This is a genomic window from Cytobacillus oceanisediminis (assembly GCF_007830235.1).
GTDB classification, from domain to species: Bacteria; Bacillota; Bacilli; order Bacillales; family Cytobacillaceae; genus Cytobacillus; species Cytobacillus oceanisediminis.
In genome coordinates, this window is the sequence record NZ_VLKI01000001.1 from 285,396 (window position 1) to 306,207 (window position 20,812).

Sequence of the window (20,812 nt, forward strand, 5' to 3'; positions counted from 1 at the left end):
AGAATCCTCTCTCCTCTTTAAGAATAGCTTTTTTCCGAAACAGTAAACTGCTTGATTGTTTCCAGATCAGGCTCATACCCAAGACCTGCTTTTTCTGGTACTCTTATCATTCCATTGTCAACGGTCACTTCCGGTTTAATCAGATCCTTTTCCCAATACCGGGACGACGCTGCTGTATCACCTGGCATCACAAAGTTTGATAGGGTCGTGAGGGCGATATTGTGCGCACGGCCGATTCCTGATTCAAGCATGCCGCCGCACCATACCGGAATGCCGCGCTCCTGGCATAGATCATGAATTCGTCTGGACTCTGTTAACCCGCCAACACGGCCAATTTTGATATTAATAATCTTGCAGCTTCCAAGCTCAATTGCTTTTCTGGCATCCTCATAGGAATGGATGCTCTCATCCAGGCATACCGGCGTTTTGAGCTCCCTTTGCAATGTGGCATGGTCGATAATATCATCTGATGCCAGCGGCTGTTCGATCATCATTAAATCGAACTCATCCAGCTGTTTTAACAGTTCAATATCCTCCAGCCTGTAAGCAGAGTTGGCATCAGCCATCAGCTGCACATCAGGAAAATGCTTGCGGATTTCTCTCATGACGTCAACATCCCAGCCCGGCTTGATTTTGACTTTAATCCGCTTATAGCCTTCATTTACATGCTCTTCAATGAGCTTCAGCAGAACAGCAACTGTATCCTGAATGCCAATGCTGATTCCCACTTCAATATTGCTGGCCGTCCCGCCTAAGGCTTTCGCGAGCGAAATGCCTTGTTGCTTCGCATATAAATCCCACACAGCGCCTTCAAAGGCTGACTTCGCCATATTGTTTTTTCGTATGTAAGAAAGTTTTTCAGAAACTTCATCCGGGTGGCGAATTTCTTTATTTAATAGATCCGGAATGATGAAGTCCTCAAGCATGTGCCAGTTTGTTTTCAATGTTTCTTCATTATACCAGGGAGAATGGAATGCAACGGATTCCCCCCACCCGCTCAAACCGTTTTCATCCTTCGCTTCCAGTAAAAGAAACTCTTTATCCTGAAATGTTCCGAAGCTTGTTGTAAATGGAGCTTTCATTCTCATTTTCATATGACGCAATAGTACTTCAGTTACTTTCATGTCGTTTCCCGCCTTTTCCTGTTAGTTGAGTCGAAGCTCGTTTCTTTGGACCAATATATAGTAATGAACAAGTTCTTCTTTCCCTTTTATAAAACCAGTCATCGCATATCCTTTTTCAAATAAGGATTGAAGAATCTCTCTCGTTTTATAGCGCCAATCTCTTGCCAGCTCAACATTTTGGCTTTTAATAGCCTGGAAGTTTGCCGGTATAGGGACAAGAACAGGACCTAAAGCGTCTTCCCGTTCTGTATTTAATAAAACTGGAAAGTCGTCCTCCGATACACCCCATTCAAACGGATCCTGTATAGCTGCTTCAATCTGTAAAGGTTCCTCCACATGTGAACTATTAATCCACCATTCGACCTTTAATCGGTCAGTTGGCAGCCCATGATTCAAGCTGTCATCCATCTCCCCATAGCAGTTTTCCACATAGGTGGAGCAAACCGCATTTAGCTTGGAAAGATTCAAATAGGCGTTCCGGCTTTCAAGCGGATCAAATGTCCAGGTGATTAAGTCGTAGCCCATTTCGGAAGCGTTCTCCTTTTGCTTCTGCTTTAGGAGGGCGCCTAATCCTTTATCCTGATGGTCCGGGTGTATGCCAAGCATATGTGAGCAAAGATAGCTTTTTCCCTTGTTAAAACCGGAAAATCCATAACTGAAGCCAACCAGTTCATTTTCATAAAAAGCCCCCAGCAGCAGGCCCCCATTTTGTGCCGCTGTAATCGTTTGATGAACGGGAAGCGGAGCCATATTCCAGATATCATTCTCCAGCTTTTGAATCAGATTCATATCGGAGGCTGTCTTTAAAACCCGCAGATCAATCTTCTTAGTCACCGTTGCGCCCATTTCCAGTTCCCTCCAATGTATGCATTAATGTTCTAGCTAAAATCTCAACTCCAGCGTAGATGGCATCCCGATTAAACGTCATTTTCGGGTGGTGAAGCCCCGGCTGCAAATCACACCCCAATCCGAGCATCGTTGCTTTTATGTTCGGTTTCTTCAGGGTGTAAAAGTGGAAATCCTCCCCCCCGGAGGTGACGATCGGTTCCCTTACTTGATCCGCACCAAGCACATCCACAATGGCTTTTTCCATAAAATGCTGTGCCTCTTCATTTACCTCCGCTGCAGCAACATTTGCTTTAGTTTCTAAGGTGATTTTCACACCATATAATTTGGATAGGTATTCAGTAATCGTTTCGATTTTTTCTGATAGATCGGCAATGACCTCATTTGTTTGAGCCCGCAGATCCAAGCTGAAGGAAGCTTTCCCAGGAATAATGTTCCCTGAATCACTTCCTGCATGGAACTTTGTCATCTTTGCTGTATAAGGAACCATCGGATCCAGATGAATGCTTTTAATTTCATTCACAAGAGATGCTCCAATCTCAATGGCATTCTGTCCTAAATGAGGGCGTGCGCCATGAGCGTCCTCTCCAATAATTTCACCAGTCAGGAATCTGGCTGCACCATGGAAAATGGCTGCAGATGCCTCTCCATCCCGGATCTCCTGAATGGGCCTGAGGTGAACGCCGTATAAGTAATCGACATCATCCAAAACACCCTGCTCAATCATCTTCAAAGCGCCTGTTCCCTTTTCCTCGGCCGGCTGAAAAATGAATTTGAGTTTCCCTTTTGAAGGAAAGCCAGCTTTCTGCAGCAATAGCATCGCTCCAAGCCCCATGCTCATATGGGCATCATGCCCGCAGGAATGATTGGCCTGGAACCTGCCATCCACCTCCTGCCAAAGTGCATCCATATCCGCTCTCAGTGCCACACATGGGCTGCCTTCCCCAACCTCGACAACTAGGCCCGTTGAATCGCCAAACACCTGAACATCAAATCCTCGGCACTCAAGGAATGTCTTCAAATACTCCGTCGTTTTGTATTCCTTCCAGCTGATCTCCGGATTTTCATGCAAATGGTTAAAAACACAATCAATCGTCGGTTTTAATTCTTCTATGTATTCTCTCAATCCATCTTCCCTCCCGGCTGAATAAAAAAGTGGTTGATATCCAATTTTTCATATTGTTCTCTTCGCTTCGTAAATCGGTCCCTATCCTTGATGGAGACACCTGCAATTACCGCATTTAAAAATGAAAATAGCGCTGGTGCCGCATCGATTGTCGACTTTTCCGATGAATGGATATGGAAAAGCAAATCTGCATGCTCCTTAATCGGTGCAATACTGGAATCCGTTATCCCAATCACAAAAGCTCCCTGCTTTTTCGCCAATTCCGCTAGCTTAATCGTATCCTTCATATAGCGGTCAAAGGAAATCGCAATGAACGTCGATCCCTCATCCATATCGCTGATCGTCAACAATAAATCATCCGTATCCGGCCGGATCAGCTTGGTATTTCCGCGAACAAGTCCAAGCGTAAAAGCAAGCCAGCTGGCCGCTGAAAAGGAAGATCGCAAACCCGTTACATAAACCTTATTTGACTCTATTAATCGGTTAACCATTTGATCAAAGTCTTCTTCACGAATATTTTGTATGGTTTCCCTAATATGCAGGCAATCCTTCTCCATCACACTCGCAAAGAAATGAGGCTTCTCCGCCAGCTCCACCTTGCTCGTAAAATATTGGCCAAGCGTGCTATTGATTTGAAGCAGCTGCTCACGGACCATCTTCTGCAGCTCAGAATAGCCAGAAAGATGAATCGAATAGCAAAAACGAATCACTGTCGTTTCACTGACTCCGATCCTTTTGCCAATCTCCCCCGCTGACTTCACTGCAAAATCCTTGGGATGATCCAGCAGGTACATGGCAGCCTTCTGCTGGCCTTTGGAAAGGTTATTAAACTCTTTTTCTATGGTTTCTTTTAAGATCATGTAGTCTCACCTTCGTGAATGAAGTTTCTGCTGTATTTTTATTGTTTATGAAGTCCGAACTTCATTTTTATAAAACTATCACATTTCCCTTTTGAAAACAATGATATTTCAGAAAATTTTAAAATAAAAAAAACAGACACCCGATCGGGGTGCCCACTTTCCTCATAATTCTGCATTTTTTACTCTGGATAAATAACTTCAAGAAAAATCTCTCCAACTGCCTAACCTACACTACTATTTTAAAATCCGGTTAATACCACTAAAGGTAGTACCTATTCCTTGTCCCGTTGAGCTGCTAACAATATTTTTTATGGATAAAGCAGCCACTATCGTCGATAATCATCCGGTTTAACGACCATTTTCCCGGTAGAGCAGCTAATATGGTCGATAATCATCCGGTTTAACGACCATAAAATTAGTTTTAAAAATTAAACTTCTCATATGTCCGCAGATCAACTTCCTCTTTAAAATATCGTAAAACCTTTTGTATAAAAATATTTAGGCTACAAACAATATGCTTATGAAAATTTAAAGTTAGGAGCGGAAATATGGTAAATATATTGGAAACATTCATGGACACCATGAAATCACTGACTATTCAAGACGAAGACCAACCTCTTCACGTCGGAGAAGTGATGGCATGCTGGATTTACTTGGCGGGACTAGAATTAGCTAAAGTATCTGTTCAATCCGGTATAAATACCACGACGGATGATGAGCTAAGAGCATTGCTTCAAGAGGATATGAAACTCGGCACCAGCCAAAGGAAACGGCTCCATGAATTCATGATTAAGGAAGGAATCACGTTACCTCCTGCCCCTGAAGATATGCCAATATCAGATCCAAATAGTATTCCTCTTGGTGTTAAATTAACGGATGACGTCATTGCAAATGAACTATCTTTAAAAATCATTAGTTTGATTATGCGTGCTGCGGGTGCTGCTTCCGAATCGGTTCGTGCAGATGTTGGTTTATTGTTTGTTCAGTTCCAAGCAGAAAAATTGGCCTTTGCTGCTAGATTAAAACATTTAATGCGCAAGCGCGGGTGGATTAAAGTACCACCGTTTTACGTTCCTCCTGGTCTTAACAACCATTAAGTTAAAACGTCAAAAATAAATGGGGTTAAAGACAAACTAGTCTTTAACCCGCTAGTACAACAAATCCTGCTTTAAAGGCGGTTTGTTGATTTTATTGATCTAACATTACTGTATGGCGCTTTTTATATATTAGAATCTTGACCGATAAAATCTGCCTTGCAACGGCTGCTATGAATTTACAGCCTTCTAAATGTCCGTTTGGCCGGTAAATCATACAGTTTGGCCGGTATTTTATAGGAATTGGCCGGTAAATGTATGATTTTGGCCGGTATTTTACTGAAATTGGCCGGTAAAAGTTATTTCTGACTGTTATTCTCCCTCTCGGAGTTTGTCAAAAACCGCATTTGGCCGATAAATTTTGAATCTGGCCGATAAAATCAGGAAAGTGAAAACGTATGAAGTTTAATTATTGCCTTTATTTCTAAAGTTACGAACCTTTTTTACATTCTAGTTCAAGCAGTGGTCAAATAATTAAGCTTTTTCTATCTAGAATATAAGTAAAGTCCATAATCCTGCATTGCAGACGTGTGCCCCATTTGCCTTAGCATGGTCGCAATATTCCCGCGGTGATATGCTCCGTGAGTGGCAACGTGCAGGAGCGATTCAGATATCGAAGTTTCCAGTACTCCCGCATAGGGATTATCAACTGCAATCATCTTTTCAATATCTTCCTGGCTGTTCAAAAAAGCTTTGTAACGTTCAGACAAGTCTAAAAAAAGCTTTTTCATTTCAGTAATATTTTTTATCTCTGCCTGTTCTCCTAGCTGACCTGCAGAGGCCAATGCATGCTTCATGCTCTTTCCAGAGATAATATCAAACCAAACGCAATCTGTTGCATAAATGTGAGAAAGCACCTTTGAAACAGAAGAAAAACCACTCTGAATTTCCTTATGATAAATTTCATGGGGCAGTTCCATTAAACGGTCAATGATAATGTTATTCGCCCACACATGGTAGTCGTACATTTTTAATGCTGGATGCTCCATATAATTTCCTCCTTTTTCACATTTCCATGGTTTTTACCTATTGAACCATAATGACTTTAAGAATCTAGGAAATTATGGAAGATGTTTTTACATAATTATTCTGTTTCATTAGAAAAATTCCTTCTAAATTCAATTGCCTCATTAGTAAATCCTCCACGGCGATTTCTTTTAGAGTTCTTCCATTTAACCTTTTATTATACTGAGTTATTTTATGATGGGTTTTATAAGAATATTTTTGTCCATTATCAATACATTATTTAGAAAAATATAAGCATACTGATATTAAGGTCCTCAGTTGATTAACATATATTTTAGGGCAATAGAAATCTCCATTTTGTATGGCAACTGGGAATTGGAATGCTGCAGCCACATGTTTATGCTTGCATAAAGTTATAAATAAACTGTAACAAAGCGTAGGTGAAATTTGTTGATTCGTTTGCTTCTTATTATAGTTATATCTATCCTTGTAATAGGCTGCACTAACAGTGGTGATAAAGCAAATGAACAGGGAAAGAAAGTATCTGCTATTCAAACAGAAAGTCAGTCCTCACCTAAAATGATACTTCTTGTTATCGATTCAATTATGGATGAGCCGTTAAAAAAGGCGATCAAAGAGAAGAAAGCTCCTGCTCTGGCCTTCTTTTTAAAACACGGCCAATATAGTAAAGATTTGGTAAGTTCCTATCCAACCATGTCGGTTACAATCGACAGTTCTTTAATAACTGGTACTTACCCGGATCAGAGTAAGATTCCTGGACTCGTTTGGTTTGATAATGATAAGAAGCAAATTATCACTTATGGAAATGGTCTTTTTGAAATCATGAAACTCGGGGTTTCCCAATTTGCTGAAAATATCATGCATCAATATAATAACGTTGACCTCAGTCCAAATGTAAGAACCATCCATGAAGATCTGAACAATATGAAAAAGGAATCAGCATCCATTAACGCATTTATTTATCGGGGAAATTATCCTCATACCCTTAAAGTACCAAAGCTGATAACAAAAGTGAGTAATTTACCTGAGGAATATGAAACCGTTGGGCCGAAAATGCTGTCTTTAGGTGCATTCATTCACCAGGACACGAAGAATAATCACCTTGTGAATCGTATAGGACTTAATGATGCCTTCGCGGTTCAAGAATTAAAATATCTTTTGGAAAATAATATTCTTCCTGAATTTACAATTCTGTACATTTCAGAAAATGACTTCACTGTACATAGGGAAGGTCCAGATACAACAAAAGGAATTGAAAAACTTGATAAGCATCTTCAGGAGGTCTTGAATACTTTCCCAAAATGGGAAGATGCCCTTACTAATAATATTTGGGTTATCATTGGAGACAGTAAACAGTCACCTGTCAATGAACGGAAAAAAGAAGCTTTAATAGATTTGAAAGAAATCCTTTCTAAATACAAAATTTTAAAGCTCGGTAAGCCTGTTGCAAAAGATGATGAAATTGTCATTACAGCTAATGAACGGATGGCATATATCTATAAAATTAACGAAAGTGTTTCTGTAAAAAATATCGCCAAAAAATTGCAAACCGATCCTCGTATTGCCTGGATTGCATGGAAGGAAAAAGAAACAATACATGTGATATCTGGAGATCATGAGGGATCCTTTCAATTTAATTCAGGTGGAACCTATAAAGATGTTTATAATCAAGCCTGGTCTATAAAAGGAAATACCTCCATTCTCGATTTAACCTTAAAGAACAAGAATATTCATTATGGGAATTATCCTGATGGATTAGCAAGGTTATATGGAGCTATGCATTCTCAGGAAGGTGAATTTCTTGTTGTTGACGCCAAACCCGGGTATGAATTCATTGGAGAAAGTTCACCTGAACATTCCGGTGGCGGCGCCCACGGTTCAATGCATAAAGATGATTCACTAATCCCCATTATTGTAACAGGAACCAATAAAAGTATCGATCAGATGCGGATTGTAGATTTGAAAAAATGGATATTGGATATCTTGGAAAATTGAAATGATATTTCTGTATCAGAATTATTTTAAGCAAAATGCTCGATTATCGTGGCTCATAACATAAATTTAATTCTCTCATTCCGGTTATTGTCACAGGAGATGGAAAAATAGGCATGTACCTTCCAGGCATGTTGATTTTAAAGGCTTTTATCCTCAGTTTGTACGATTAGTTATGACTTTTAAAAAAGCAAGCCATTAAAAGCCTTGCCATAGTCCGAATATGGCAAGGCAAGGTGAACCCGGACCCAAATTATTTTTCCTATTCTGGAATAGCTGACAATCATTCCAGAATAGGATTTAAAAAATAAAACCAGCCCATTTTTCTGACTGGTTTTTGAAATATTTTATTCATCTTCATCCTTATTTGCTTTTCTTTTCAATCCACTCTCAGGATAATCTCCCTCATCAACACGGTCATTTTCAAGATTTTTTCGAACACTAATTTTGTACTTACCTATTTGGAAAGAATCAACTCTCCACGATTTATCATTCATAGTCCTTAACTCCTTTCATAATATTTAATATTTGCACTAAGTAATTAAAGACAATATCCATTCTTTTAAATTTATCAATCTTAAATGAGATGGCGCTAAATGTGTGCCTGTTACAATCAGAGGGACTAAAGAATCTTGTTGGTGCAATCCTCCATAGCTGGCCCCTCCTACATGAGCAGGTAATCCCTCCCCTATAAAACTGGTTTCGTTTTTTGTGTATTATTTATAAAAGAACCTTCATCTTAATCATTCCTATCTTTTATTAACCCTGCTTCTCATATTGTTTCATTTATTATGTTTCCTTTGCAAAACACATATTATGTTTAATTTTAAAAATACGGCTGGAAGAACGGCGGTTTAGAATATTTCTAAGTAAAAAAGCTGTCTGAAGGCTAAATAGCCTCATCTCGTGAAAATCCATAGATAAGGCTATTACATGTTTTCAACTATTTCCTGCAAAAATTTTCATGCTGGACTTCTTGCATCAGCTGTTTAAGCAATTTTTGAAGATTAAACCTCATCAACACGATAATTTTTGTGATTTACCACAGTCATTGGTGTTTCAAGGCCTAAACTTGCGGCCATGGAATGATTAATTTTCACTAACGCACTATTATTTCTTATTTTGAAGACCATCCCTTTTACTGTTAATCCACCTCTCTCAAAAATGATTACATCGCCAGATTGAGCTATATTAGCCATTGCTGTATTTCACCTTTCGTTTTTTGTACATGTAAAAAAAGACTGCGCTTTCCTTTTATCATTTAGAACCTTATTCTGACATGGTATTATCTAAATAGCGTATATCAGCATATCCTTTTTTCCTGCGTAACCAGATAAACAATATTGATGCGAGGATTAAAACAACTGACATGACTTGAGCAATCCGTAAATGTTCCGTTAGCATTAAGCTGTCTGTTCTCATTCCTTCTATAAAGAAACGGCCGAAGGAGTAGTAGATGATATAAGTTAAAAATAACTCTCCTTGCCTTAAATTTACCCGGCGAAGGGACATCAGAACGAAAAATCCGGCAAAGTTCCAAATAGACTCGTATAAAAACGTCGGATGATAATATGTCCCTTCTATGTACATCTGGTTAATAATAAAATCAGGCAAATAAAGTTGCTCAAGGAAGGCCCGCGACACGGGTCCTCCGTGTGCTTCCTGATTGACAAAATTCCCCCATCGCCCAATTGCCTGTCCTAAAATAAGGCTTGGTGCCAGTATGTCGGTAAGTTTCCAAAAGGAAATGCCTTTAACCCTTGCAAATACAATAATTGTCAGGATTGCACCTGTAAGAACGCCGTGCATCGCTAAGCCGCCCTTCCAGATTGACATAATTTCAAGAGGATGTTTGGCATAATACTCCCATTGAAATATCACATAGTAAATACGTGCAAATATGACTGAAATAGGGAGAGCAAACAAGACAAGGTCAGCAAAAATATCTTTTGGAAGATTTCGGCGTTCGCTTTCATTCATGGCAAGCCAAAGACCAAGAAGTGCGCCGCCAATGATAATCGCGCCATACCAGTACAAGTTGATCGGTCCGAAACTGATCAAAACCCTGTTAATCGGTTCAATCGTTCTATCCATTTTTTCATACCTTTCTTTTAAAATTTTTCTAATTTGCCTTAGCCTGCCGCATTGATTTAAATAATTTATGCCATTGGAACCTGAGGGATAACCTGTCCTTCAATACGTTCAAAAATTTCCTCCAAATTACGGCCTGTAATGGTCAGACCATGATTTTTAAGTCCAATAACGGCCCTTGCAGGATCCTTTGCTTTCCTAACAAGATTGGCTACGGCTTCTGCCAATTCAATAGTTCCGCAAGGGTAATTAATTTCTGTTGCATCTATCCCATCCATCCATGCATGAATATGAACAATAGCCCCTACGTCTGGGTGTTCTTTATAAATCATCCAATGTTCAATAGCGTCAACCGAAGCTCTTTTTGGCGATATTTTAGGAGGAACACTTACCTCCATTGCGTTTTTTTCCGAATTAAAGCCTTTGATATATAAAATATCCTGTCCAATTACACGCATGTTAGCTTTGTTAACACCGCTGGCACTCATCCAAAAAGTTTGATCATTGTGCCTGCTGCTTAAATTTCCATAGCTCAGCCCGCCAATGCCGTATAGTTTTTTTAACTGACGCATGTCCCGTTCTGATAAATATCTTTCAAGCGGAAACGGTGCTGGCAACAGATTCATTTCATCTAATTTTTTCCCTGATACATACATTTTTTTTGTAATTTCATTTCCATTCCATAGATTTTGCTCCAAATCATCGGCAAAGTGATTGTCAATGACCAGTTGAGCAGAGGCAACTGGCTCAAGTCTTTTATAAGTCTTGTGGAAAAAATCTTCTGCGTCTTCTTCATTGTGATAACTTAATTTATAAAATCCTTGTTCAGGAGTAATAAAATAAACATTCGTTTTTTCGCTGTTACGAGCAATGAAAATTAAATGATTCGCTAAAGATCTTATTAAATAGGGATAGGCAATTTCGAAAACATCCTCAGGTTCATCATTCTTCTCTAATATAGATACGACAAAAGTTGCCTGTGCCTTCCTGCGGTATGGCCGTGGTTTCTCTTGATCAATCACATTAAAGACAATTTTTATTTCTTCTGCTGGTTCTTCACAAAACTTGTATCCTTCAGATGAAAATTTGTCCTTCAATCCGTCCATATACCATGTTAGAAATGGAGTTTTCTCTGCACCTGTAATAGTAAAGTTCTTCATATAGTCTTCCTCCTGTTTTCTATCAAATTGTTATGGTTCAAATACCACTTTTATGGCGGCACCATTTTTTTTATTTGTGGCAGTAACAAGAGCATTTCTGTAATCTTCTAACGGAAAGCGGTGAGTTACCAAAGGTGATAGATCTACTTTTCCTTCATTCATTAATTTAATGGCGATTTCAAACGTTCGAGTTCTCTTACCTTGATACATTTCTGTACTGTATGCAAAGCTCCCTTTTACGTCTAACTCATTAAGCCATACGGTCGTCCAATCAACTCCATCCATTATGCCTGCTAAACCTAAGAGTACAACCTTTCCGCCGTTTCTGGAAAACCGGAGGGCGTCATTTATACTTTGTTTCTTTCCTACACATTCAAAGACCATGTCTGCCCCTCCCTGTATTACCACAGGCCCAAAAAGCGGCTTAAGGATCTTTCCTCCAAGCGTTTTCGCCAGGTCATCTTCATAGGTTTTTTTCCTAAGATGGATGATTTCGTTCGCCCCATAATTGGCTGCCAGCTCTGCTTGAAAAGGATGTTTTACCAGTGCAGCAATTCTGCATGGGATTCCCAATGCTCGAATAGCAGCAATCACACATATCCCAATAACCCCGCCCCCAATGACCAATACAGTGTCGTCTTGCTTGGGGGGGTTCCTTAAAACACTATGTAATGCACAGCTAAAAGGCTCTATCATCACGCCGTTTAAATCATTCACATCATCAGGGAGTTTAAAGGCCTGGCTTTTATGAGCCACCAAATATGAACTCCATCCGCCGCCTGTGTCACGGCACGCACCTATTAACAAACCTGGTGACAAATTCCCTTCAGTCTTGTATGAACACAAACTAAAGTTGCCTTTTAGGCATGCGGGACATGGCTCTTCTATCCCTCTCGCATGACAGGACAAAATTGGGTCTATTACAACTCGGTCTCCCGGCTTTAAATCAGCAGCTTCTAATCCTGTTTCCGCGATTTCACCTACAATTTCATGTCCGATTGTAAATGGGAAAGAGACAAATGGGGAAGTAGCTGGACTATCATTTAAGAAAAGAAGATTCAGATCACTGCCGCAAATACCCCCATATTTCACCCTCACTTTTACCCAATCTTCATTTGGAAGTACCGGCTCCGTCTGGTCGTAAAAACGGAGACAGGAAAAACGAGAATCCCAAAAAAACGAAGGGAAAAATCTGCCTATTATCTTGCTTGAAATATAACGGGGTATCTGATAATCAAATTGCAAAGCTTTCAAAAAACCTCACCTTTTTCTTTAACATATTCAAATTGTAACTTTTACAATTCTTTTACTTTTTATTCATGTATTTGATATATATGGAAAGCAGATGATAGAAAAAAATCTATAAGTTTGAGTAGAAATGAAGAAATCAACCAAAATAAATACAGGTTATAAAAAAAATCCGTATTGCTGCCTTAAGGCAGGTGAAAACGAATTCATATTATGGTATTAACATTCAATATTCACACTGGAAAAAGGATGGATAAGAGAGTGGATTGTGAAAAAGCGGGGAATTAATTTATAAAATTTTTCACCCAGGGCTATACTAATTATTGTTTTCCAAATATATCAATACTTGGAAGTGTAACGAAAATGCTTCATTCTATACTAAAACCTGTTGTGAAATTATTTATACAATTAAAATTTCGCATTCAAATCATTGGATTGGAGAATATTCCTTCTAATACTCCGCTGATTGTAGCTGCGAACCATGTGAGCAACTATGACCCTATCCTGCTATCTTGTATGTTTGATTGGAAAATTCATTTTATGGCTAAAGCCGAATTATTTCGTAATTTTTTTTCAAAATGGTTTTTTACCAGTGTATATGCTTTTCCGGTCGATCGCCAAAGCGGAATTGCTATACGCCCTATACGCCAGGCACTTGCGATTATAAATACTGGAAAAGTTTTTGGTATTTTTCCGGAGGGAAAAAGGTGTAAAAATGGTGAAATGGTTCAGCCTAAAAAAGGAGTAGCTTTTATCGCAGCTAAAACGAATGCCCCTATCCTTCCGATTGCAATTATTGGGGTAAAAAAAGGGATTCGGCCACCGCTAAAAATTGTGATTGGACCACAAGTAAATGTTTGTCAATTAGACAACTCCGATTATACTTCTCTTTCTCGATATGTTATGGACCAGATCAATGATTTAGAGTTAAAGCATTCAATGAATAGCTAACTAAAAAAGAGGTTTTTCATGATGTCTCACAAACAGGCTTTAATCATATATAACCCATTGTCAGGGAAACGAAAAAAACATAGTGCATTTCCGATATTGCTAAATAAACTCTCAGAAATAGGTTATCATTTAACGGTTAATGAAATAAACGAGGTTAATAACATGAATAACCCGATTAGAAAGGCTTGTACACAAAAATGGGATGCAATATTCATTGCAGGAGGGGACGGAACAGTAAATCAAACCATTCAATTTCTGGCAGAAGAAGAGTTTAGACCCAATATTGGAGTGTTCCCCTTTGGCACGAGTAATGAATTTGCAAAGTTCATGAGAGTTCCAAACAATATTATTGATGTTGTTTCAGTTATTGAGTCAGGGTGCATAACTCCTGTAGACCTTGGAAAGTTTGGAAACCGATACTTTATAAACATTGCGGCTGCTGGCTGGCTGGCAGATATTACATATGAAACCCCTCCTTTTCTTAAATCTAAATTTGGTGAATTAGCCTATTGTCTATATTTCTTTAAAAAACTTTTATTCAAAAAGCCATCAGATAACATCTCAATAAATATTTCTGATACTGTATTTTCTGATCTTTCCTTATTTTTAATTATGAATGGAAACTCTGTTGGTCCATTAGAAAGACTCATCGACGAAAAGATATGTGACGACGGGTATTTCCATCTTCTAACGTATAAAAAAACCACTCGAATCAAACTGTTATTTCACTTATTTGCGAAATTGCTTAATCTATCTAAAGATCTTTCAATCATTCAACATACAAAAATAAATGAAGCTGACTTTATGCTGCCTGAGTCAATTTCATTAAATCTTGATGGTGAACTGGCAAGTGTAAATAGCTCTTATTTTCAAGTTCTGCCTCAGCATCTTAATGTATTTGGCTCTAATAAAAATAATTAAACCCCTGTTTAGTATAGTCATACTTCAAAAAGGAGATAAATAATAAAAATTATGGATAGGTGAGATCAGTGTACGGATTTATTGTAAATAAAACATCGGGAAATGGAAAAGCGCTTAGGATTTGGAAAAAAATCGAAAAAATTATTCAGGAAAAAAAAGTCTCATTCAGTGTTCGATTTACTCAGAAACCAAAACATGCTACTTCACTGGTTCAGGAACTGATTCAAAAAGAAAAAGCAGCAGTAATTATTGCAGTAGGAGGTGATGGGACTATTCATGAAGTGGTTAATGGATTAGCCGGTACAACTACTCCATTAGGGATTATTCCAGCTGGATCGGGAAATGATTTTTCAAGAGGGTTAGGTATTCCGCTTAAGTACGATAAAGCCTTAGAACGCATCTTGAAAGGGAAACCTAAAACAATTGATATAGGATATGCAAATTCCCGATATTTTTGTACGGTAGCAGGAATAGGATTTGATGGGGAAGTAGCCCGGACGACGAATGATTCATTTTATAAAAAGTTCCTTAATTTCTTTCGCATGGGTCAAATCTCATACGTGATCAGTGCGATAATTGTATTGTTTCGTTATAAGCCTCAGGAGATATCCTTCATGATAGACAAAAAGCTGCATAAGCTTTCAAACGTATGGTTAATTGCAGTAGCCAATTTACCCTATTATGGTGGTGGGCTTGTCATTTGTCCGAAGGCGGAAAGCAATGATGGTTTATTTGAAATATGTATTGTTCAAGGACTAACTAAATGGGAATTTATAAGGATGTTCCCTCGAGTATATAAAGGAAACCACACCTCTTCCCCTTCTATTACGATAGTAAAAGGGAAAGAGGTGGAAATTTATGCACCAACTCCATTGCTATTGCATGGTGATGGGGAAATGATCGGCCATACTCCCGCCCGAATTAGAATTGAGCCAACTGCATTAAACGTAATTTAAGGGTTGAACCAAAAATCCTTATTTCCTGCTTATGCAAGAAATAAAGGATTTTTGGTTTTTAATAGAAATTATAATTATTTCTTATTCATTTCTTCTAAAGCTTCTTTATAATCGAATTCAACTAAAGCCACGATCATTTGATTTATAGTTTTAATCAAAAGTTTAATGAATTCAATCATTTAAATGCCTCCTTTCAAATTTTTGAGAAAGGGTTTTTGCCTTAAAAACCCTGGAATTAAAATTAATTTACACAAAAAGGTATTCTGTTATTCAGATTTTCATTGCAAAATGTTTTGACGAATTTAAAAATGCCCACCTAAAGGTGAGCATTAAAGAACAATCTATTCTTGAGAGGTTCTAATTATTCAAAATCGAGTTTTCCAAAGGCGATATTATCCATTATATTCAACCTTTTATAAAATTGTAGTATAAAGAAAAAACCCTTGCCAGTTTTTTAGCAAGGTTTATTAAATTCACTATGAAATTTCATGGTATGTGATTTCAGGACGGCTGCCAATACGGATATTTACTCCGGTTTGGCCAAGACCTTCACTTATATAAAAAGGTTTTCCACCGTGATAATGCAGCCCTTTGACCATCTTCATCCGTACAAGTTTACCCATTTTAATCAAATGATAAGGCTTTGGCCAGTGAATTTGTCCTCCATGAAAATGGCCGGATAACAGGTAATCGAATTGCACATTCTCCATTTCAAGAACAACATTTGGATCATGCGTTAACACTAAATTATCCCCCTCGGGAACTCCCTCATAGGCCTTCTTGACATCACTATGTTTAGTGCTGTAATTATCGATTCCGATTATATTTAAATTCTCCCCATCAACATGAATGGTGAAATGCTCGTTTTGAAGCGTTTTACAACCATTTATCTCTAATGTTTTTTTCAAATTTTCAAAGTTTTTTCCTTTTAAAATGTAATCATGATTTCCAAACACTGCAAAAATACCATACTGAGGGTTAAGTTTTTTCAGTACTTGAAGATAAGCCGAAAGTTTAGGAATGCTTCGTTTACGGTCAAGGAAATCTCCCGTAAGGGCAATGAGATCAATTGGCTGTTCTGAAACCATTTTATATAATTCATCGGGGTTAATCGAAATATTTTCAAGGTGCATATCAGATAGGTGAAGAATCTTTAAATTTTTCCCAGACTCTTTAAGCTGTGGACGAGAAACGGAAATTGTATTTATTGTCACTTTCTTTGTGTTTTTATTTGCTATTAATAATATATAACCTAAAATAACAGAAAAAGTTAGAATAAAAAATAATACCATCGTAATATCCCCTCCCTCCTTAAAAAGTATAATAGGAATGAGAGAATAGTCCTAGTGGTATTTAAAGGAAATCCATAAACTGTCTTTTTTACATCTTAAATAAGCTGCTCTTGGCATTTTTTTCACAAACAGATTTAAAATGTATTTATCAATTTTGAATCGGAAATGCTACTTTTAGGGATAAGATTAATAAAATTTTTGAAAATTGGACTGCCGAATTTGAAATAACCAGTCATTCCCCACTTACTAAATAAAAATCTGTATAGAGGAGGAAACATATGTCTGAACATCCAATTCAAGGACTAATGACAGCTGCCATGGAAAACTTAAAAGAAATGGTGGACGTTAACACCATTATAGGTGACCCTGTTGAAACCCCTAATGGCAGCGTGATATTAACCGTTTCTAAGGTTGGATTCGGATTTGCAGCAGGCGGGAGCGATTTTAAGCTTAATGGAGATCCAAGTTACGGTGGTCAAGGGCAATCAAAGGGACAACCTTTTGGTGGAGGAAGCGGAAGCGGTGTTTCCATTACCCCCATTGCCTTCTTAATTGTGAATTCCCATGAAATACAGATGGTTCATTTGGATGAAAGTACGCATTTATATGAAAAAATACTCGATCCAGCCCCTCAAGCAGTAGATAAGATTCAGCAGATGTTCAATAAGAACGGAAATATAAATAATGGCCAGAACCAACAGAATCAAAGCCGTAACCTGCAAAATTATAATGGACCAAAGCAGGACTTAAATCTGTAAGTGAAGAAACAAAATCCCTCTGTTATAGGAAAAGAAAAGTACAGCAGGAGGAATCGTCATTCCCTACTTATCCTAAAAACACAGGAGCTGAGATTAATTTCAGTTCATTATGCCTACTGTCGTGTATTTTTCCACAGACAGGAATATAACATTTTTTGTATGCTTTAGCTGTTTTTGGAATACATAACCAAACCTCTTTCTCCTTACTCTAATACTGTTGTTCAAATATTAGGAGGAATTCTATCTATGACAGTAAACAGTGATGTCATGCAAACACTGGACGGATTAAAAAGCGGATAAGCCAGTATCGAAACTTTTTCACTTGCTGCAGATAACCAAGAAGCAAAACAGCTTTACAGAAATGGCAGCAGCTAACAGAAGTCGTATGCTATAAATTGAAAATACAAATTCTGTATCATTATCCGTTCTGATATAAGCAACGGAAATATTTAAAAGTGCAGGTGCTTTCATTGCAATTATCACCTAGAATATATCATTCATTTGTTCGGCCGAAATGGTTTACAAAGGTCTATATTCAAAATAAGATTCAACAGCATTTTGATTTTGCAGATAAAAAAGTGCTGGATTTTGGCGCAGGTACAGGGGCAAATTGTACTTTATGTTCGCCAGATCATTATTTTGGGATTGATCCTGATTCACATAGGATTAACTTTGCCAAGCGGCTATATGTTCCGTACCGGTTTGAAATATTAACAGGAAATCAACTACCCGCAGAGGATAAGAGCTTTGACTTTGTATTAATTATCGCTGTCCTACACCACATTCCGCCAGAAATGATCCAAGGCTATGTAAAGGAGTTTAAAAGGATTTTAAAGCCGGGAGGAAGAATTATCGCAATTGAACCATGCTTTTTTGAAAAATCTCCAATCTGCAACTGGTTTATGAAAGTTAATGATAAAGGTGATTATATCCAAAAAGAAGATGTTTATTTAAAATACTTTACGGAGGATAACTTTCAGTGCAGCGTGCTGAAAAAATTTAAAAAATGTTTTTTTTACAATGAACTTTATTTTACAGCCTTTCTCTAGTTTATTCGTTGAGACATAAGGTTCTTCTCTATTTGAGAGTAATTTATAGGGTATTTTTAACACACTTATGGCTCTTTTATGTCAACAGGATAATGCCAAGGTACACTACATCAATCCATCCACTACGAGTACACGCAATCGCATATAGGCTTTAGTGGGCAGAACTTGTTTATTGAAGACGTTAATTTTCACCAATATGGATAGAACTGTTTTAGCGAATATGGCCGTAGACTTTTTTAAGATTTCGTTTTCTACTTGAGGACGGCGCAGCTGCTTTTGTAATTTGATGAAGTCATCAGTTGTGACATGATTTCATCATCAAAGCTTATGGAGGAATACCTCTTAATCCATTTGTAGATTGTTACTTCAGACACGCCATATTCGCTAATTAAACCTTTTACTGCATTACCAGAGCAAAAGAGATTCAACTACATCTATTTGAAATCCTCATTAAATTTTTTGCTTACAATTTACCCATAAAGACACTTTTCATTTTCATTTTAGTCAAATATGTAAAAACTTAACTAAAATGTGTCCATGGAAATATACTAGTATCATTTTTGAAGAAATGTATCTTCCTAGATTCATTACTTTTAAAGGCAATTTTCCAGGACACAAAAGATTCCAACCTAATGGTTCACCTTTGAATTCCACTTGTGTTTCAGAAACAAGATTATTGTTGAAGATAAAACTATTTACTTATGTTCCCGGATCTACTTTTGAAATGACATCATTTTGCTTTAGTTTGTGGATCCTGGACGAGGCACAATCATTGTTCTGTTTTTAGCCTTTGGATTAATCTTTGTGCCGCTAAGCGTAATCTATACAACGTTAATTGCCCTAAGCGTTCGTGAAGTCGGGCGAATGAGCAAAAGGGGTAGCCTTGATGAGCCGAAATAGTTCAACTGTGGCTGGGATTCGTTTACTTCAATTCCCCTTCATGAATGCCTGGCCGTTTTCTCAACCGACTGCGCCATTTCAAAAGGAGAAAAATAGCTATCGTACAACACAAGATGATTAAGATGAACTTCAAAAAATGTTCTACCCAAGTAAAAACAAGCTGCCATTGATTGCCGAATACATAACCGATACCGATAAATATGGATACCCATAATGCTGACCCTGTATAGGCATATAATGCAAAGGTCCGGTATGGAACATGAATGATGCCCGCAAAGTAGCTGTTAAACTGTCTGACACCGGGCAAGAAGAAACCAAAAACAAGCATTTTGTTTCCGTATTTCTCATAAGTTATTTTTGTTTTTTTCAAATATTTTGGCTTCAAAAACAGCCATTTACCGTATTTTTCTATTAGCGGCATCCCCAACTTGTTTCCGATCCAATACGTAGTTGTTATACCTAGCACCGATCCAGAATACGCCGCAGCTAGAGCTGGCAGAAGATCGAGAACATTATTGTAGGATAAATATCCGGTGTATGCAAGAGTCGAGTTTCCAGGAGGTATCGGAAGAGCTATTAATTCCATGGGTAGACCGATCAACAAGACTAAATATCCATATTGAGCAAACAAACGTTCAACGATTTCCATAAACTCTCCCCATTCCTGCCTGCCTTATTCATTTGTTTGATAGAGGATAAACAAGATAATCCATTTCTATATTAAGTCCTACATCCTTATTGTTAGTTAATTATTTGACTTTATACAAAAATGGTGTCAGACATCACAGATGAACAAATGTCCTTTTGTGGCGCCTGACACCCTAAATCGCTTTGATGCAGAGAGCGAGGAATTCATGGTCGAATCACGGAGAAACCCCGCAACGGTAAATTCCTTCCCGCATTTTGATAAACAACAGTGTGATCAACACCGTAAGTTACTAACGGCGGCAAAACCGCAAAGGCTGTATTCACCGACAATTCGGCGAACGTCATGTGGACCATCGTCTGTGTTGAACTTTCCCTTCAATACCAGCGTAATGACATCGTCGACCTTTTTGCTTATCTCAAATCCTTGTTCCAGGATAGTGCCCGATTGTTGAATTTCAAAATTCACCATAATTTTAACGATATTGAAGATTACCATTTTATAACTATAGGGATTAGATATTCTTTGTGAAACTTCATTCACAAATCTTTAAAATTTAATTCAAAATCTTTACTAAAAGCTGTTTTTTTATCAAAGCTCAAAAATAACGCTCTACATGAATGCTAACCTGCCCTTTTACTAATATTACCTCATGACGCCCTTTTTACCTTTTCACTTTTCTTAGGATTTTTGTCTCCAGAATAGTAGTTGAATATCGAACAGTTAGGGTAAGCATAATATAAATCGAGACAGCCCACTACACAAATATTGCTACGCCCCACAGTGTTACTTTCCAAGCCTCGGTGAACTG

Annotated in this window: 20 protein-coding genes and 2 pseudogenes; 7 read left to right on the forward strand and 15 right to left on the reverse strand. The window is 37.9% G+C overall.

Annotation, left to right across the window (positions count from 1 at the left end):
- Positions 1 to 17 precede the first annotated feature (17 nt).
- The 4 genes from menC to IQ19_RS01375 are packed head-to-tail and all read right to left on the reverse strand — an operon-like array spanning position 18 to position 3,956.
- Positions 18 to 1,124, reverse strand: a complete 1,107-nt coding sequence (menC, locus tag IQ19_RS01360) for an o-succinylbenzoate synthase (RefSeq protein WP_144539151.1) — start codon at positions 1,122 to 1,124, stop codon at positions 18 to 20.
- Between the two features lie 21 nt (positions 1,125 to 1,145).
- Positions 1,146 to 1,970, reverse strand: coding sequence for a GNAT family N-acetyltransferase (locus IQ19_RS01365; protein WP_144539153.1), 825 nt, complete (start codon positions 1,968 to 1,970; stop codon positions 1,146 to 1,148).
- A complete protein-coding gene (locus IQ19_RS01370; protein ID WP_144539155.1) occupies positions 1,951 to 3,096 on the reverse strand; it encodes a M20 peptidase aminoacylase family protein in 1,146 nt (381 codons plus the stop codon). Before IQ19_RS01370 ends, IQ19_RS01365 begins: the two co-directional genes overlap by 20 nt.
- Complete coding sequence (locus IQ19_RS01375; protein WP_144539157.1) at positions 3,093 to 3,956, reverse strand: MurR/RpiR family transcriptional regulator; 864 nt, start codon at positions 3,954 to 3,956, stop codon at positions 3,093 to 3,095. The genes IQ19_RS01370 and IQ19_RS01375 overlap by 4 nt, the downstream gene beginning before the upstream one ends.
- Positions 3,957 to 4,504: 548 nt before the next feature.
- Here IQ19_RS01375 and IQ19_RS01380 point away from each other — a divergent pair.
- Positions 4,505 to 5,053, forward strand: coding sequence for a DUF3231 family protein (locus IQ19_RS01380; RefSeq protein WP_144539159.1), 549 nt, complete (start codon positions 4,505 to 4,507; stop codon positions 5,051 to 5,053).
- Between the two features lie 482 nt (positions 5,054 to 5,535).
- Here the strand turns inward: IQ19_RS01380 and IQ19_RS01385 are convergent, their stop codons facing one another.
- Positions 5,536 to 6,039: a DinB family protein gene (locus IQ19_RS01385; protein ID WP_144539161.1), complete on the reverse strand. Its 504-nt coding sequence runs from the start codon at positions 6,037 to 6,039 to the stop codon at positions 5,536 to 5,538.
- A gap of 427 nt (positions 6,040 to 6,466) precedes the next feature.
- Here IQ19_RS01385 and IQ19_RS01390 point away from each other — a divergent pair, with 427 nt between their 5' ends.
- Positions 6,467 to 8,032 (forward strand): alkaline phosphatase family protein, encoded by a 1,566-nt coding sequence (locus tag IQ19_RS01390; protein ID WP_144539163.1) that lies wholly within the window; start codon positions 6,467 to 6,469, stop codon positions 8,030 to 8,032.
- Between the two features lie 344 nt (positions 8,033 to 8,376).
- On the opposite strand, the gene IQ19_RS27635 is transcribed toward IQ19_RS01390, so the two are convergent.
- From IQ19_RS27635 to IQ19_RS01415, 6 genes and pseudogenes are all read right to left on the reverse strand, one after another.
- Positions 8,377 to 8,526 (reverse strand): hypothetical protein, encoded by a 150-nt coding sequence (locus IQ19_RS27635; protein WP_158638718.1) that lies wholly within the window; start codon positions 8,524 to 8,526, stop codon positions 8,377 to 8,379.
- Positions 8,527 to 8,562: 36 nt separating this feature from the next.
- Positions 8,563 to 8,724 (reverse strand): annotated as a pseudogene (locus IQ19_RS28310) (alkaline phosphatase family protein); the annotation flags it as partial.
- Between the two features lie 312 nt (positions 8,725 to 9,036).
- Positions 9,037 to 9,228, reverse strand: a complete 192-nt coding sequence (locus tag IQ19_RS01400; protein ID WP_110063180.1) for a DUF2187 family protein — start codon at positions 9,226 to 9,228, stop codon at positions 9,037 to 9,039.
- A 70-nt stretch (positions 9,229 to 9,298) separates the two neighbouring features.
- Complete coding sequence (gene lgt, locus IQ19_RS01405; protein ID WP_144539165.1) at positions 9,299 to 10,123, reverse strand: prolipoprotein diacylglyceryl transferase; 825 nt, start codon at positions 10,121 to 10,123, stop codon at positions 9,299 to 9,301.
- Positions 10,124 to 10,188: 65 nt separating this feature from the next.
- On the reverse strand, positions 10,189 to 11,280 hold the full coding sequence (locus IQ19_RS01410) for a class II aldolase/adducin family protein (RefSeq protein ID WP_144539167.1): 1,092 nt from the start codon (positions 11,278 to 11,280) through the stop codon (positions 10,189 to 10,191).
- 30 nt (positions 11,281 to 11,310) lie between these two features.
- Positions 11,311 to 12,534, reverse strand: a complete 1,224-nt coding sequence (locus tag IQ19_RS01415) for a zinc-dependent alcohol dehydrogenase (protein ID WP_144539169.1) — start codon at positions 12,532 to 12,534, stop codon at positions 11,311 to 11,313.
- 357 nt (positions 12,535 to 12,891) lie between these two features.
- Between IQ19_RS01415 and IQ19_RS01420 the strand changes: the two genes are divergently transcribed.
- From IQ19_RS01420 to IQ19_RS01430, 3 genes are all read left to right on the forward strand, one after another.
- Entirely contained in the window at positions 12,892 to 13,479 is a 588-nt protein-coding gene (locus IQ19_RS01420) for a lysophospholipid acyltransferase family protein (RefSeq protein WP_144539171.1), read from the forward strand.
- An 18-nt stretch (positions 13,480 to 13,497) separates the two neighbouring features.
- Entirely contained in the window at positions 13,498 to 14,400 is a 903-nt protein-coding gene (locus IQ19_RS01425) for a YegS/Rv2252/BmrU family lipid kinase (RefSeq protein WP_242020852.1), read from the forward strand.
- A gap of 68 nt (positions 14,401 to 14,468) precedes the next feature.
- A complete protein-coding gene (locus tag IQ19_RS01430) occupies positions 14,469 to 15,356 on the forward strand; it encodes a diacylglycerol/lipid kinase family protein (protein ID WP_144539173.1) in 888 nt (295 codons plus the stop codon).
- A gap of 476 nt (positions 15,357 to 15,832) precedes the next feature.
- Here IQ19_RS01430 and IQ19_RS01435 read toward each other — a convergent pair whose 3' ends face one another.
- Entirely contained in the window at positions 15,833 to 16,648 is an 816-nt protein-coding gene (locus tag IQ19_RS01435) for a metallophosphoesterase (protein WP_144539175.1), read from the reverse strand.
- A 278-nt stretch (positions 16,649 to 16,926) separates the two neighbouring features.
- Here IQ19_RS01435 and ytfJ point away from each other — a divergent pair, with 278 nt between their 5' ends.
- A complete protein-coding gene (gene ytfJ, locus IQ19_RS01440; RefSeq protein WP_144539177.1) occupies positions 16,927 to 17,406 on the forward strand; it encodes a GerW family sporulation protein in 480 nt (159 codons plus the stop codon).
- Positions 17,407 to 17,724: 318 nt separating this feature from the next.
- Here ytfJ and IQ19_RS27640 read toward each other — a convergent pair whose 3' ends face one another.
- Entirely contained in the window at positions 17,725 to 17,877 is a 153-nt protein-coding gene (locus IQ19_RS27640; protein WP_158638719.1) for a hypothetical protein, read from the reverse strand.
- Here IQ19_RS27640 and IQ19_RS01445 point away from each other — a divergent pair.
- Entirely contained in the window at positions 17,877 to 18,455 is a 579-nt protein-coding gene (locus IQ19_RS01445) for a class I SAM-dependent methyltransferase (RefSeq protein WP_158638720.1), read from the forward strand. The two genes, IQ19_RS27640 and IQ19_RS01445, sit on opposite strands and share 1 nt — an antisense overlap.
- A 214-nt stretch (positions 18,456 to 18,669) precedes the next feature.
- Here IQ19_RS01445 and IQ19_RS29210 read toward each other — a convergent pair.
- A pseudogene (locus IQ19_RS29210) lies at positions 18,670 to 18,925 on the reverse strand (transposase); the annotation flags it as partial.
- 452 nt (positions 18,926 to 19,377) lie between these two features.
- A complete protein-coding gene (locus IQ19_RS01450) occupies positions 19,378 to 20,004 on the reverse strand; it encodes a DedA family protein (protein WP_144539194.1) in 627 nt (208 codons plus the stop codon).
- Positions 20,005 to 20,812 lie beyond the last annotated feature (808 nt).